At 42.9% G+C, this 14,499-nt stretch carries 12 protein-coding genes; 5 read left to right on the forward strand and 7 right to left on the reverse strand.

Annotated features, from left to right (window positions below; genetic code table 11):
* Positions 1-156: 156 nt before the first annotated feature.
* From CS948_RS21105 to CS948_RS21120, 4 genes are all read left to right on the forward strand, one after another.
* Positions 157-1,701, forward strand: a complete 1,545-nt coding sequence (locus tag CS948_RS21105; protein WP_099294328.1) for an acyl-CoA carboxylase subunit beta — start codon at positions 157-159, stop codon at positions 1,699-1,701.
* 18 nt (positions 1,702-1,719) lie between these two features.
* On the forward strand, positions 1,720-2,034 hold the full coding sequence (locus CS948_RS21110) for a biotin/lipoyl-containing protein (RefSeq protein WP_099294330.1): 315 nt from the start codon (positions 1,720-1,722) through the stop codon (positions 2,032-2,034).
* A gap of 45 nt (positions 2,035-2,079) precedes the next feature.
* On the forward strand, positions 2,080-2,997 hold the full coding sequence (locus CS948_RS21115; protein WP_099294332.1) for an ABC transporter ATP-binding protein: 918 nt from the start codon (positions 2,080-2,082) through the stop codon (positions 2,995-2,997).
* Between the two features lie 81 nt (positions 2,998-3,078).
* Complete coding sequence (locus tag CS948_RS21120) at positions 3,079-4,419, forward strand: ABC transporter permease (protein WP_099294334.1); 1,341 nt, start codon at positions 3,079-3,081, stop codon at positions 4,417-4,419.
* A gap of 33 nt (positions 4,420-4,452) precedes the next feature.
* On the opposite strand, the gene CS948_RS21125 is transcribed toward CS948_RS21120, so the two are convergent.
* The 4 genes from CS948_RS21125 to gcvT all read right to left on the reverse strand — a co-directional run bounded on the left by CS948_RS21125 (position 4,453) and on the right by gcvT (position 9,212).
* Positions 4,453-5,703 carry a DUF1015 domain-containing protein gene (locus CS948_RS21125; protein ID WP_099294335.1) on the reverse strand — a complete coding sequence of 417 codons (1,251 nt, stop codon included), beginning with the start codon at positions 5,701-5,703 and terminating at the stop codon, positions 4,453-4,455.
* 91 nt (positions 5,704-5,794) lie between these two features.
* Positions 5,795-6,712 (reverse strand): NAD(P)-dependent oxidoreductase, encoded by a 918-nt coding sequence (locus CS948_RS21130; RefSeq protein ID WP_099294337.1) that lies wholly within the window; start codon positions 6,710-6,712, stop codon positions 5,795-5,797.
* A 97-nt stretch (positions 6,713-6,809) separates the two neighbouring features.
* Positions 6,810-7,889: a 3-phosphoserine/phosphohydroxythreonine transaminase gene (serC, locus tag CS948_RS21135; RefSeq protein WP_099294338.1), complete on the reverse strand. Its 1,080-nt coding sequence runs from the start codon at positions 7,887-7,889 to the stop codon at positions 6,810-6,812.
* Positions 7,890-8,114: 225 nt separating this feature from the next.
* On the reverse strand, positions 8,115-9,212 hold the full coding sequence (gene gcvT / locus CS948_RS21140) for a glycine cleavage system aminomethyltransferase GcvT (RefSeq protein ID WP_099294778.1): 1,098 nt from the start codon (positions 9,210-9,212) through the stop codon (positions 8,115-8,117).
* Between the two features lie 322 nt (positions 9,213-9,534).
* Here gcvT and CS948_RS21145 point away from each other — a divergent pair, with 322 nt between their 5' ends.
* Entirely contained in the window at positions 9,535-9,882 is a 348-nt protein-coding gene (locus CS948_RS21145) for an STAS domain-containing protein (protein WP_099294340.1), read from the forward strand.
* Between the two features lie 62 nt (positions 9,883-9,944).
* Here CS948_RS21145 and CS948_RS21150 read toward each other — a convergent pair whose 3' ends face one another.
* From CS948_RS21150 to CS948_RS21160, 3 genes are all read right to left on the reverse strand, one after another.
* The gene (locus CS948_RS21150) at positions 9,945-11,072 is read right to left on the reverse strand and encodes a type II toxin-antitoxin system HipA family toxin (RefSeq protein ID WP_099294342.1); all 1,128 of its coding nucleotides are present in this window, start codon (positions 11,070-11,072) and stop codon (positions 9,945-9,947) included.
* Positions 11,059-11,382 carry a helix-turn-helix domain-containing protein gene (locus tag CS948_RS21155; protein ID WP_099294344.1) on the reverse strand — a complete coding sequence of 108 codons (324 nt, stop codon included), beginning with the start codon at positions 11,380-11,382 and terminating at the stop codon, positions 11,059-11,061. Before CS948_RS21155 ends, CS948_RS21150 begins: the two co-directional genes overlap by 14 nt.
* Before the next feature lie 490 nt (positions 11,383-11,872).
* Positions 11,873-14,488, reverse strand: a complete 2,616-nt coding sequence (locus CS948_RS21160) for a zinc-dependent metalloprotease (protein ID WP_099294346.1) — start codon at positions 14,486-14,488, stop codon at positions 11,873-11,875.
* Positions 14,489-14,499: the final 11 nt, after the last annotated feature.

Raw genomic sequence — 14,499 nt, forward strand, 5'->3', positions numbered from 1 at the left:
ATTTTACCACTCCAATGCACAATGTATCAATACATTATCCCAAACACCCCCGAGCAGGTGTTTTTTTCTCCGTTTTTTTTCGTAATTTTGCAGACTGGGTAGGTAGGATTTTGTATTGAGTTGAAACCTATCATTTACAAACATAAATTATTACTTATGTCACTTAAAAGAAATGTTCTTGATTTAAGGAAGAGAAAAGAGATTGTTCTTCAAGGTGGTGGCGAAGAGGCTATTAAGAAGCAAGCTGCAATGGGAAAGTTGACAGCCCGGGAGCGTATTGAAGCAATACTCGACAAAGATTCTTTCCACGAGTACGACATGTTCGTTGAGCATCAGTCAAAAGATTTTGATATGGATAAAAAGGTTCTGCATGGTGATGGTGTTATCATCGGAACCGGTACTATTTATGGAGAACCCGTGTGTATCTATGCCCAAGACTTCACCGTTGCCGGTGGTTCATTAGGCTTGATGCATGCCCGCAAGATCACCAAAATCATGGACCACGCTCTGAAAATGAGAGTACCCTTGATCGGGATCAACGACTCGGGAGGTGCTCGTATTCAAGAAGGAGTTGACTCTCTGGCAGGATACGGGGAAATCTTCTTCCGTAACACGCAGGCATCCGGAGTTATTCCTCAATTATCCGTCATTCTCGGTCCTTGCGCGGGAGGTGCCGTGTATTCACCCGCTTTGACTGACTTCGTGTTCGTGGTGGACAACATCTCGAAAATGTTTATCACGGGACCGGAAGTGGTGAAAACCGTACTCGGTGAAGTGGTAACGATGGAAGAACTCGGGGGTGCCAGAGTGCACAGTGAAGTCAGCGGTAACGCCCATTTCTTCGCACACTCGGAGTACGAATGTTTCGAACAGATCAAAAAACTATTGACCTTTATCCCGTGGAGTAACGAGGCGAAAGCCAAACCGTTCCCCTCCAAACCGCCGAAACCGGAGTACAAAATCGAAAAGATTGTTCCCGCCGATCCCACTCAACCTTACGACGTGAGAGATATTATCCGGGCGGTTGCCGATGACTCGGACTTCCTTGAAATACAACAGGAATTTGCCAAAAATATCGTGGTCGGATTCGGACGTATCGACGGAGAAACTATCGGTTTCGTGGCAAATCAACCTTCCGTGTTAGCGGGAGTGCTGGATTGCGATTCATCGGATAAAGCGGGACGTTTCATCCGCTTCTGTGACGCATTCAATATCCCGATCGTGACCTTCGAAGATATGCCGGGTTACTTACCGGGCGTGGAACAAGAACACATGGGTGTTATCCGTCATGGGGCAAAAGTACTTTACGCGTATAGCGAGGCGACCGTGCCCAAGATCACCGTGATCCTGCGGAAAGCGTACGGCGGAGGTTACATCGCCATGAACTCGCGTCACTTGAAAGCAGACTTCATGTTCGCTTGGCCGACAGCAGAGATTGCCGTAATGGGACCGGAAGGAGCCGCTAACATTATCTTCAAGAAAGAGATCATGTCAGCAGAGAATCCGGACGAAATGCGCAAGATCAAAGTTGCCGAATATCGCGAGAAATTCGCTAACCCCTATGTGGCTGCATCCAAAGGGTACATTGATTCTGTCATCGAACCCGAGGAAACCCGGAAAATTTTGAAACACTCTATCGAGGTATCCAGCAACAAGTCGGTACTAACCCCGGCAAAAAAACATGGTATTCCTCCATTTTAATCTTAAATTATACCACGAATGAGTACACCAAAATATGACTTATTAGAAATTGACGGCTTACAATACAAAACCCAATTCACGGAGAAATTTATCAACCGCAAGAAATGGGAAAAACCCGATCCGGGAGCCGTCCTCACGTACATACCCGGTTCTATTATCGACATGTACGTGAAAGAAGGTCAGGAAGTGAAAGCCGGAGACTTATTATGCCTCCTGCAAGCCATGAAAATGCATAACAAAATTCTGGCCCCTATAAGCGGAACTGTCGTTAAAATCCATGTAAATAAAGGCGACAAAATTCCCAAAGACGCTTTAATGTTTGAAATAAAATAACCTTCAAAGGCTGCCCCTTCGGCAGCCTTTGCTTACTAAACGAATATGAGTTTCTTTAAAGCTATAAACATCGTCAAGACGTATGCCAATCACAAGGCACTGGATGATGTTTCCATCAATATCCCGGAAGGCTCGATTTACGGATTACTAGGTCCGAACGGAGCCGGGAAAACCTCATTAATCCGTATCATCAATCAAATCACCGCTCCTGATTCGGGCGAAATCTATTTCCGGGGTGAACATCTGAAACCATCTGACGTCAATCGCATCGGTTATCTTCCGGAAGAGCGAGGACTCTACAAGAAGATGAAAGTCGGAGAACAAGCCGTCTATCTGGCTCGTTTAAAAGGAATCAGCAAAAGTGATTCCATTACCCGATTGAAAATGTGGTTCGAGAAATTCGGCATAGAGGCTTGGTGGGACAAAAAGGTAGAAGAACTCTCCAAAGGAATGGCGCAGAAGGTGCAGTTTATCACAACCGTGTTACATGAACCGGAGTTGCTGATATTCGACGAGCCTTTCAGCGGGTTTGACCCGATCAACGTGGAATTATTGAAAAAGGAGATATTGGAACTTCGCAAAAAAGGAACGACAATCATCTTTTCCACTCACAACATGGGATCAGTCGAAGAGATTTGCAGCCATATCGCTCTCATTAACAAATCCCGGAAAATCATCGAAGGCCCGATTAACCAGATTCGGGAAAAATATGCCAGCAATACCTATCAATTAAGTTGTCGCTACAACCCGGAATTTAACCCGGAACTCGTTGTCGGCTCGGAATTCGAGGTAGTATCCCAGCGTGTCGAAGATGAACGCCAAGATATTATCTTACAACAGAACACGTATTGTTCGGCAAATACTCTCCTGTCCAGAGTGCTGCCGAAAGCGGACATAATCTCTTACCAGAAGATTATTCCCAGCATGAACGATATTTTCATCAAACTGGTTAAAGAACAATAGAATATTAAGCTATAATAATTCAAATTGAAGCTTGTGAATGATTCTTCATTTTCAATTTTCAATTTTCAATTTTCAATTAAAATGAACAAGATATTCATCATCATAAGCCGGGAGTTCTCCACAAGGGTACGTAAAAAAACATTTCTGGTCGTTACCATTTTCGTCCCGATCCTGTTCGCGTTGTTTTACGCATTCCTGATGTGGATGCTATTGCGTGACGACACGCAAAAGAGAACGATAGCCGTGATCAACGAATCGAGTCTCGAAACCCCATTCCAGAAGATTAATAACACGACTTTCCAATACATTGACCATGACATACCGGAAAGCGATTATGCCGAGTTTCTGAAAAAGAATGACTATTACGCCATTACCAGAGTGCCGGCAAACGTTATGACTCATGCCGAAATTCCGGTATTCTCGACATCACAGGTACCCATGGAATTAAAAAATGAACTGGCCGCACAGCTACGACAGAATATCGAGAGTATCAAGCGAGCCGAAGTCATAGCCAAAAGTCAGGTACCTAACCTTGAACAAGAATTGGACGCGGCAAAGACACCTGTATTAGTCAGAACCTTGTTAGTCACGGATAAAGGAGATACGAAAGAGGGTTCTTCGGAAATCACTTCCATTATCGGGTTAGTGGCAGGAATGATTATCTATTTCTTTGTCTTCATGTACGCTTCCCAAGTCATGAAAGGCGTCATTGAAGAAAAGACGAACCGTATCATTGAAGTTCTCGTTTCTTCCGTGAAACCATTCCAATTCTTGTTGGGAAAAATCATCGGTGTTGCCGCCGTGGGACTTGTGCAATTTCTGATCTGGATTGTTCTCGGCGGAATAATTATGATCGCGTTTCAAGCGTTGTTTATGCCCAACTTGGACTTGGAAGCATTGAAAAACGCAAGTGACCTCACGATGTTCGCACAGAGTTCCGAGATAAACACGGAACAGTTAGCCGTGATTCAGAATCTGGCAAAGACGATCGATCCCGCGTTTATCATGAAATTCCTTGCAGCATTCCTTTTCTATTTTATCGGGGGATACTTACTCTACGCGTCACTCTTCGCCGCGATCGGTGCAGCAGTGGATAACGAAACCGATTCCCAACAATTCATGACACCGCTCTCTATCATATTGGTAGTAGCCCTTTATATCGGTGTCGCTGCCATGAAAAGCCCCGAATCGCCCATGGTATTCTGGAGTTCTCTTATCCCGTTCACTTCCCCGGTAGTGATGCTCGTGCGCATCCCGTTCGGGGTCCCGGCATGGGAGATCGCTACTTCCATGGGATTACTGGTTGCTTCCTTCCTGTTCTTCACATGGCTATCGGGCAAGATATACCGGGTAGGTATCCTGATGTACGGGAAAAAGGTCACGTGGAAAGAACTTTACAAATGGCTTAAATACAAGGCATAAAAAAAAGCGGCTCCCGCCGCTTTTTTTATTTTATCAAATCTTATGAATTACCATTCCTGAACGCAACTTCGGCTCAAACCAAGTTGTCTTCGGGGGCATAATATTCCCGGTATCGGCAATATTAATCAATTGCTCCATAGACACAGGATATAAAGCGAAAGCCACTTTCATCTCTCCATTGTCAACACGACGCTTCAATTCACCCAACCCACGGATACCACCAACGAAATCAATCCGTTTGGAAGTACGCAAATCCTGAATGTCAAGGATGTCAGCCAACACATGATTAGAAAGAATCGTTACGTCCAATACTCCGATCGGATCGTTATCATCGTAACTTCCGGGTTTAGCGGTCAATTTATACCATCTTCCATCCAAATACATGCTGAATTCATGCAATTTAGCCGGGTGGTAAATCTCCGTACCCATATCTTCAACCGTGAAATGTTCACCCAATTTAGCCATCAATTGCTCCTCGGTCAAACCGTTCAGATCTTTCACCACGCGGTTGTAATCGATAATTTTCAATTGATGATCCGGGAAATGAACAGCCATGAAGAAGTTATACTCTTCTGTTCCGTTGTGGTTCGGGTTCTTAGCGCTGAATTCGGCACCGATACGAGCGGCAGCAGCCGTTCTGTGGTGTCCGTCCGCAACATAAGTGTAAGGCACTTTGGTGGCGAACAATTCTTCCAGACGCTTGTTCGTATCCGGGCAGTTGATAGCCCAGAAATGATGACCGAAACCGTCTTCTGCCACGAAATCGTAGTCAGCTTTCCGGCTCTTCACGATATCCTCAACGATAGCATCGATTTCCGGTACAGCCTTGTAAGCGAAGAACACAGGCTCCAAATTAGCTTTCACGTAACGGGTCAGAATCATACGATCCTCTTCCTTGTCGGGACGAGTCAACTCGTGTTTCTTGATAATACCGTTCACGTAATCCTCGCAAGCAGCACATCCCACGATACCGTATTGTGTTCTTCCGTCCATGGTTTGGGCGTAGATATAGAATTTTGCGTCCTCATCTTGTACTAACCATCCCTTGTCTTGGAACATATTGAAGTTCTCAACACTCTTGTTATAAACTGTTTCGGAATGAATATCCGTTCCAGCGGGACAGTCGATTTCGGCTCTGGTCACATGTAATAATGAACGAGGTTTACCGGCTGCCATTTGTGCAGCTTCTTCCGAGTTCATCACGTCATAAGGCAGACAAGCCAACTCCTCGCAAATTTCTTGAGAGGGAGTACGCAATCCTTTAAATGGTTTTACTATTGCCATATATTGATTTTAGATTTATGATTTATGATTTACGATTCAAGACACAAAAACATTTCAATCTAAAATCGCAAATCATAAATCTAAAATTAATTTATTTGTTTACTCTGAATTTCTCGTCGCCTTTCTCGATGAAGTTCACGATTTGGCGAGCGGCAGCCAATCCGGCATTCACATTAGCCTCTTCGGTCTGAGCACCCATCTTTTTCGGGGTAGCGAAGAAACGACCTTCAAACTTGTTGAAGCAATCGCAATCCGGAGCGATATCGGTGATATAGTGGAAATCAGCTCTTTCTTCCATCAATTTACCCAAACCTTCCTCATCGATAACCTCTTTACGAGCGGTGTTTACCAACACGGCACCCTTCGGCATATTCTTTAACAAATCATAGTTGATAGATTTCTTGGTTTGTTCCGTTGCCGGGATATGCAAAGAGATATATTGACACATACCATACATTTCTTCAGCTGAATGTAACGGGGTAGCACCGGCAGCCTTGATTTGTTCGTCCGTCATGAACGGGTCGAAAGCGTACACTTCCATACCGAAACCGCGAGCGATACGACCCACATTCTGTCCCACGTTTCCATAAGCGTGGATACCGATTTTCTTCCCCTTCAACTCAGAACCTGATTTACCGTTGAAGAAGTTACGAGCCATGTAAACCATCATACCGAAAGCCAACTCAGCCACTGCGTTTGAGTTTTGTCCCGGGGTATTCATAGCTACCACGTTATGAGCGGTACAAGCAGCCAAGTCGATATTGTCAAATCCGGCACCTGCACGAACGATCACTTTCAATTTCTTGGCAGCCTCGATAACTTCTTTTGTAGCTTTGTCCGAACGGATGATCATGGCGTCAACGTCAGCCACGGCAGCGATCAACTCGTCTTGAGAAGTATATTTTTCTAATAATACCAATTCGTATCCCTGAGCCTCTACGATCTCACGAATCCCGTTTACAGCAACCGGAGCAAACGGTTTATCTGTTGCAATTAATACTTTAGTCATGATATTTCAATTTTTGATGTAAAAAAAAGATTTACGATTTTAGATTTCGAGCACAGCGAAAGCAATGCTCGTAAATCCGAAATCGTAAATCAATAAATTATTTAATGTGAGCAGCTTCAAATTCTTGCATTGCAGCAACCAAAGCCTTCACGTCCTCGATAGTACAAGCGTTGTAAGTAGAAGCACGGAATCCGCCTACTGAACGGTGTCCCTTAATACCCACGATATTCTTTGATTTAGTGAAATCCAAGAATTCTTTCTCCAATGACTCGTATCCTTCTCTCAACAAGAAAGGAATGTTCATTCTTGAACGAGAACCTTCTTTCACAACCGGACGGAACATCTTGCTTCTTTCCAATTCGTTATAGATCATATCAGCTCTCTCGATAGCCAATTTCTCCATAGCTTCAACGCCACCCATTGCTTTAACCCACTTCAAGGTTTCTTTTACCCCAAAGATGTTCACACAAGGAGGAGTGTTGTACATAGATTCTTTATCCACGTGAGTTTTGTATCTCAACATGGTCGGGATCATTCTGTCTGCAACAACGTTGTTAGCCAAGAAATCATTGTTGATGATCACGAAAGTAACTCCGGCAGGTCCGAGGTTCTTTTGGCAACCACCATAGATCATAGCATATTTAGACACGTCAACCGGACGGCTGCAGATGTCTGATGACATATCACAGATTAAAGGCACCGGAGAAGTCGGATCATAGAAAATTTCCGTACCGCGGATCGTGTTGTTGGAAGTGATGTGCATGTAATCCACGTCTGAAGGGATCGTGAATTCGGGATAATAAGTAAATCCATCTGCCTCAGAAGAAGCAACAATTTCTACATCTCCCCACATTTTAGCCTCCTTAATAGCAGCGGTTGACCAAGTACCGGTGTTCACATAAGCAGCTTTCTTCTTGAAGAAGTTGAACGGGATCATGCAGAATTGCATGCTGGCGCCACCACCCAAGAAAATTACGGAATATCCTTCCGGGATGCTCAATACTTCTTTGAATAAAGCTACAGCTTCGTCATACACAGCTTGAAAATCAGAAGAACGGTGAGACACTTCCAAAATAGATTGTCCCGTGTTACCAAACTCAAGCACAGCTTTTGATACATTTTCCAATGTAGAATCCGGCAATTTACAAGGTCCGGCATTAAAAATGTGTTTTCTCATCTCTAAAATATTTAATAGATAATTAATACTAAAATCTTGTTTATAATCACGTTGCAAAGATGCAAAATAAGTCGGTATAAAAGACTTTTTTCCGTAATTTTTATTCGCGTTCGTTATTCGCTTGATATCAACAACTTCCGCCTTTTCGAAAACGTTTTTATACCTTCAAAGACAAAAGCACCCGTTTGCGGGTGCTTTGTTATCGTTCAGCTCAAAAGCACCCGACTAAAAGAACGGGGTTTTGACGATTTTCGCTTTTAAAGCTTTATTTCTTACACGGATGAAAATCTCGGTATCCAGCTTGTGGAAACCGCTCTTCACGTATCCCGTACCGATTGACTTGCCTGTCAACGGGGAAACAGTACCCGAGCAAACCACCCCGATCTCGTTTCCTTCTGCGTCCTCGATCACGTATCCCTGACGAGCGATACCCTTATCCAGCACCTCGAACGGTTTCATGTAGCGGGCAGGCTTGTCATTTTTCATTTTTTCATGGTACGCGCGGTTGATGAAATCATTTCCCGGTACAAACTTCGTGATCCAACCTAATCCGGCTTCAATCGGAGAGTGTTCGTCATCAATTTCATGCCCGTACAAGCAGAAACCGGCTTCCAAACGCAACGTGTCGCGAGAACCTAAACCACAAGGCTTAATACCGAACTCTGCGCCTGCCTCGAATACGGCATTCCAGATTTTCTCGGCGTCTTTCACGTAAGCGTAAATCTCGCAACCGCCTGCTCCGGTATATCCGGTCGTGGAAAAAATTACTTTGTCTACCCCGGCAAACGGAATTTCTTGGAAAGTATAATATTCCATATCCACCACGTCAGCGGAAGTCAATTTTTGCATTGCTTTCAATGCTAACGGTCCTTGAACGGCAAGTTGACAGATATTCTCGGAAGCGTTCTCCAAATCCGTATCCAAGTTCATACCTAACTCTTTCGCCCATTTGGTGCACCATGCCCAATCCTTATCGATATTCGCAGCATTCACCACCAACAAATACTTTTCAGCACTGAAACGATACACCAGCAAATCGTCCACGATACCACCAGTTTCGTTCGGGAAGCAACTGTATTGCACTTTACCGTCAGTTAATGCTGCCACATCATTGGACGTAAGTTTCTGCACCAACTCGAAAGCCTTCGGACCTTTTACCCAAAATTCTCCCATGTGAGAAACATCGAACACGCCCAATTTCTCGCGTACGGTATTATGCTCGTCCTTGATACCCGTGTATTCTATCGGCATATTGTAACCGGCAAACGGAGCCATTCTTGCTCCCAACGCCTCATGAAAATGTGTAAATGGAGTAGTCTTCATCATTATTTATCGCTTAAATATTCATTATATTATTATACTATTAACTATAACGCTCCGCAAAGTTATAACTTTTATTCATCCCGCCCACCCTTTCTTTAAAAATATTACTTCTTATGAAAAAAGTTATGCATAACCACACATATTATCCTTTCTTCCAAAAACTTATATCCCGTATCCAAGCGAAGTAAACAAATTTTGCAAACGATTTAATATTATTTTTTTCCACAGATACCTTAACGAATCATTTGATGATTTATTTGCATTGTCAGCAAAAATGATTACTTTTGCTAAATAACCCATTAATTTAGATACTAGAAAAACCATGATAATCAAAGTAACAGAACACAACGGTATCACCTTCGCCGAATTTACAGAAGAAGTGACTCGTTTCACTCTCGCGCTGTCAGAAGAAGTTAAGTCTGAACTAAGACCTTATTTGAATAATCCCGACTGTCGGATGATATTCGATTTCAATCACATTGAATTTGTGGATAGTAGCGGTATCGGCACGGTCATCGCTCTTTTCAAAACAGCTAAAAGTGTCGGTTCCAACTTGAAACTTTGCAACCTATCCCCGGATGTTTTGAAGATATTCGAACTTCTACACCTGCAAGTCATTTTCGACATCACGGGAACACGAGAAAGTTGCGTAGCTTCCTACGCTCAATAAGAAACTTAAAGACCGTCTAAATTATCGAGGACGGTCTTTAAGTTTTTAGAAACTCCCAAAAGTTAACAATTTCCATCATGAATGACACCTTGCCAACAAGGAGATAAAATATCTTGACAATGTTCGTAGACCGAACGAATAATATGAATTCCCTTCTCCTCGTTTATCCGGATACTTTTTCCCACGGCAATCATATCTTCCAACGACGGATTCCCGCTATTATTCACGGAAGTTGCATGTTCCCCGTTATACCCTGCACGGCAAAGAGTTAAATCATATGCCGGAGCCAATGTCCAAATCCCATCCCTACATATAAAACTAAAATTCTTCGCATGATCATCCTTATTTGAGGTCAATACATTAAAAACCATACGACGAAACATCTCATCAACCGCTTTTGAGTCTTGCGTTAAATACCCCGTAAGATGTAATAATATTTTGTAATCCAATTTCGGTAACAAAATAGATTCATTCAATAAAGCACCTGCCGTAGCAACGTGCAGGCGTTCCCCATTCTCAATATCAAAACGCATGGATGCAAAATACTTTCCCTCTAAAAGTTTAAAATCAGGTATTTCAATACCACATCGCCTTGCTGCCAAATTATATTTATATTCCGTTTTCCCCATGTCCGCGGGATCGTAGATATGCCTGAATTTGACAAGCCAAACCCCATCCGCATCCCGATACAAGCATTTAGGTCTACATCCCCCGGAATTACCACTATTAAAATAGAGAACCTCTTCCCCCTCGTCTGTCTTTTCACCTAAAACAGCCAACGCCAATTCTTGAAACTCATCTAATTCCGGCAATGTTTTATCCTCACCAATATAAGATTCAGGAACATAAGACAAGGCTCCCATGCCCGTACGTCCGACAATACTTAATCTTTGTAATGGCGTTAAAGTTGAATCATCAATCTTTTCTTTTCTCAGAATACGATTTAACAAATATCGACCATAACCATCAGGCAAACTATCTTCAAATATCCCGAAATTCCCATAAAAAGGCTCAGGTGACGCGATAAATAAATCCGGCTTTAAAGGCAAGTCCAAAGGAGATATGGAGAAACCGGATACCAACCAATTTTTATCATATTGAAAAGCACAACGTCTCCTGTCAGGAGTCAAAGTCAATTCGCCTACTTTCCTGTCGCGATACATAACCGTGAGCTTGTCAACTAATTTCATCTCGTCCCCTTTTTCTGTTTCTATTCTGATTTATCGTATCAAGTTCCTGCATCGTGCTGTATTTCGGTTCCCCAAGCAGAGCCTTAATCTCTTCCGTGTATCCAAGCGCTTTACAAAGTGCTACATAAGATTCCAATGAAATTTTATGCACATTCTCAAATTTCACAATTGTAGCTAATGGCACCCCACTCATCTCCGAAAGCAGTTTGCGGGAATAATTCTTCTCTAACCGCCTCTTCTTCATATTCCGCGCTAAAATTTGCAAAAGTTCTTCTATCGAAACCAAATCAAAATCATATATAACTTTCATTATTATAACTTTTATATCTCAATTTGATATTTAATATATACTATTATATCTATTACAAATATAGGAAACATTACTCATTCTTCAATCATTCACTACCTGAAATTCCTTCATTTTTAACTTTCAATTCTCTATTTTCAATTAAAAACCCGAAAAGACTTTTCAAGAGCATGTCGTTTCCTCACAAATCGCCTAAAACCTACTGTAATCCCAAGGTAATACTACCTCTACCTACTTACAGAAAACTTACACCACTCTTATATCCCCGGTGTCTAACGATGACACAAGGATAGAATAACCGCCTTATAAGCAAGTAGAGGTAGTATTACGTTAGGATTACCACGGGTTCTCGAATATTTTCCCAAAACACGCTCAGAAATCCAATGATTAAATAAAAAGATTGCCGCCCAAAAATTTTACTTTTTAGGCGGCCTTCAGAACCATTCCGGAATTTCCCGAAACGAATTAATCTACCACAAACTAATTAACACTATCAACCTTTCAACGAACGATTGATTAGAAACATCAAATAATCGTAATGAGCCTTCGTATCCGCATTACCGGACCCTTGGCGTTTTTTTACCTGTTCTATTACTTTCAAATAAAGATTATACCACAAATGATTCGGATTATCGACAGCCATATTCTCCACCAACCAGCGACTTCCGAATCCGGCAACTTCCGGCATCCGGTTACTTTGTTTACCATTCAACGATTCGACAGATTCATGCAACACGTTCTGAGACTTCGCATAATAACGGGAAGCATTTTCACGATTACCATTGATATCAACAGTATTCCGCACATTGGTCAAGAAAGCCACTTGCAAAATTCTTTCGGTTTCTGTCAAATTGCGTCCCTTTATGGTCGGCTCCCAAATCATCTTGTACAAATCTTCCAAATACTCTTCCGGGGTATAATTACCCTTGTCCCGGTAAGCCACCAGTGAAATACGGCGAGTACTGAACAAATCTGTTTCTTCATCCGCCTTACTCAAGAAATCTTTCAGTATCTGACGAGCCCGGGAACCGTCGAATTCCAAATTCTCCACCACTTCCGGACGATCTATCCAATCTATATCTTTCAATTGCCCGATCACGAATTTCAACGAATTCTTCTGTACCTCTTTCGGAACAGCAACAAAAGTTGAAACCGGATCACCGACATAATGCTGATTCAGATAAAACCCTCCCAAATTCATGAACACGTTAAAGATATAGCGCTTATAATAATAACCCACGTAACGATATACCATATTACGATACGTGTAATCGATATCTTCTTTGTCCAACCATTGGTTCATATTCTCCATCAGGTATTTCAGATTCCGAATCCCGTAAGTACTTGATTTAATGGCGTCATCACCCAAATCTTCAGGCAAGGAAGTCGGATCGAACATCGTCAACGTGTAAGGTTCCGGGTCAAAACGATACATCGGATCTCCCACCTTTTCCGCGATCCACTTTTCTACCACCTTTTGTTCGTCTTCAAGTGTCTTTACGTCAAACACGGGTTGATATGCCACTTTCACGGCATGATAGTCTGCCACCCCCAGTCTTTCTGGAATCAAGACAACATCTTTGTCTCCCGGTTGAGCCACATAATTATAGCCCATGTTATCCATGATAGAAGGGGTTATACCGTATTTCCGGGTAAAAGAAGCAGAACGCAGGGAATCGGTCGGGTAAGCATGAGATGCCGGCAAGTTATGAGCGAAACCCAGAATATGTCCTACTTCATGTACAATCATCCCCTTCAAACCTTCTCCATATTTCTCCAACGGCAATTTCATCGTGCGGACGGCCTCATCACATGAAGCTGTCTGAACAAAACGTTTTAAGTTCACCCGCCTCAACATATCATGGAATATCTCGATAGACGCGTTCATCACTTGCCCCGACCGCGGATCTACCCAACGAGGAGCCGTCTTGAAACTTTCCACCCCGATCGGGGCATAACGAATACACAAGAATTTCATGTTATCCGGATCAAAAGTCGTATCATTAACCGGGAAAGCCTTCACTTGAAGCACATTTTTAAAACCGATCGCCGCGAAAGCCTTATTCCATTCTTCAATTCCGGCTTTGATATATTCGCTCCAACCTTCGGGGAAATTATTATCCACGTAGAACACAATCGGCTTCTCCGGTTCCACTAATTCTCCACTTTTATATTTCGCCACATCTTTCGGTTGTATATCCCAACGTGTCATATAGTGCGTAACCCGGGAACCATCGACTTTAGTCGTCATATTCTCCCGTTCGGTCGTCGTCACGTTTACGCGAGGATCCCCTAAACGGGGTCTCATCAACTGTTCCTCTCCCGGTAAAATAAGTAATGTCCGGTTTAACTTCACCGTCACCGGTTCATCCTGCACGACCAGATATTGACCGTTTACCAACAAATTCTGAGTATAGGTTTCAGTTGAAATAATCGAAATATTATCCTCGAAAGCCTTGATATCATCCAAACGAGTCAACTCTTCTTTCAACTTCATATCTCTCTGACCGTCCCCCAGTTCATCCACACGTTTCCCCTCGTCAGCAAAAGGAGTCAAATCATTATTCTGTTTCAAGAAAAAATCCGTCATATCCACCACTACGGCAGTACTGTCCGGACTATAAGCCTCTACTTTAAAAGCATACCGGATCGGTGGTTGAGTACTTTTACGAACAGCTTCCCGCATACCTTCCTCGGGCGAATCGGTAAGCATCGGATTCGTTCCCCACTTACGCGTAATCTCATGCATTTGCAGGGTAGAATCTCGCAGCGTGAAAGCGATATGCAAGGGATCGTTGATCATCTGCCCGACAGCCCCGTTACCATTGTCACTGGTTTCGACGAAAGTCGTTCCCAACAAGTATTCCCGTCCCAACAGGGATAAAGGATACTCGAAATATAGTTTCCCCCCGACTTGATGAAGCGTGATCAATCCTTTTACCGTTTTTATTTTCTTTCCTTTAAACAATTTCTCGTACTTCGTTTCCGGCTCTTGTTGCACGTTCTCTTTCGTCGCTTTCTTCTTCCGGTTCTTCGCGACTATATCCGCCGGATTCACCTGAATAAAGAATGCCAATAGGATTATTGATAGTATAAAACCTTTATTCATATCTTCTATTT

It is taken from the genome of Butyricimonas sp. Marseille-P3923 (genome assembly GCF_900184685.1).
GTDB lineage: Bacteria > Bacteroidota > Bacteroidia > Bacteroidales > Marinifilaceae > Butyricimonas > Butyricimonas muris.

What these genes read in the sequence shown, in the direction of transcription:
- CS948_RS21120 (WP_099294334.1), top strand. Translation starts at nt 3,079, where the DNA reads ATGAACAAGATATTCATCATCATAAGCCGGGAGTTCTCCACAAGGGTA.
- gcvT (WP_099294778.1), bottom strand. Translation starts at nt 9,212, where the DNA reads ATGAAGACTACTCCATTTACACATTTTCATGAGGCGTTGGGAGCAAGA.
- CS948_RS21155 (WP_099294344.1), bottom strand. Translation starts at nt 11,382, where the DNA reads ATGAAAGTTATATATGATTTTGATTTGGTTTCGATAGAAGAACTTTTG.
- CS948_RS21125 (WP_099294335.1), bottom strand. Translation starts at nt 5,703, where the DNA reads ATGGCAATAGTAAAACCATTTAAAGGATTGCGTACTCCCTCTCAAGAA.
- CS948_RS21105 (WP_099294328.1), top strand. Translation starts at nt 157, where the DNA reads ATGTCACTTAAAAGAAATGTTCTTGATTTAAGGAAGAGAAAAGAGATT.
- CS948_RS21150 (WP_099294342.1), bottom strand. Translation starts at nt 11,072, where the DNA reads ATGAAATTAGTTGACAAGCTCACGGTTATGTATCGCGACAGGAAAGTA.
- CS948_RS21110 (WP_099294330.1), top strand. Translation starts at nt 1,720, where the DNA reads ATGAGTACACCAAAATATGACTTATTAGAAATTGACGGCTTACAATAC.
- CS948_RS21145 (WP_099294340.1), top strand. Translation starts at nt 9,535, where the DNA reads ATGATAATCAAAGTAACAGAACACAACGGTATCACCTTCGCCGAATTT.
- CS948_RS21130 (WP_099294337.1), bottom strand. Translation starts at nt 6,712, where the DNA reads ATGACTAAAGTATTAATTGCAACAGATAAACCGTTTGCTCCGGTTGCT.
- CS948_RS21115 (WP_099294332.1), top strand. Translation starts at nt 2,080, where the DNA reads ATGAGTTTCTTTAAAGCTATAAACATCGTCAAGACGTATGCCAATCAC.
- serC (WP_099294338.1), bottom strand. Translation starts at nt 7,889, where the DNA reads ATGAGAAAACACATTTTTAATGCCGGACCTTGTAAATTGCCGGATTCT.
- CS948_RS21160 (WP_099294346.1), bottom strand. Translation starts at nt 14,488, where the DNA reads ATGAATAAAGGTTTTATACTATCAATAATCCTATTGGCATTCTTTATT.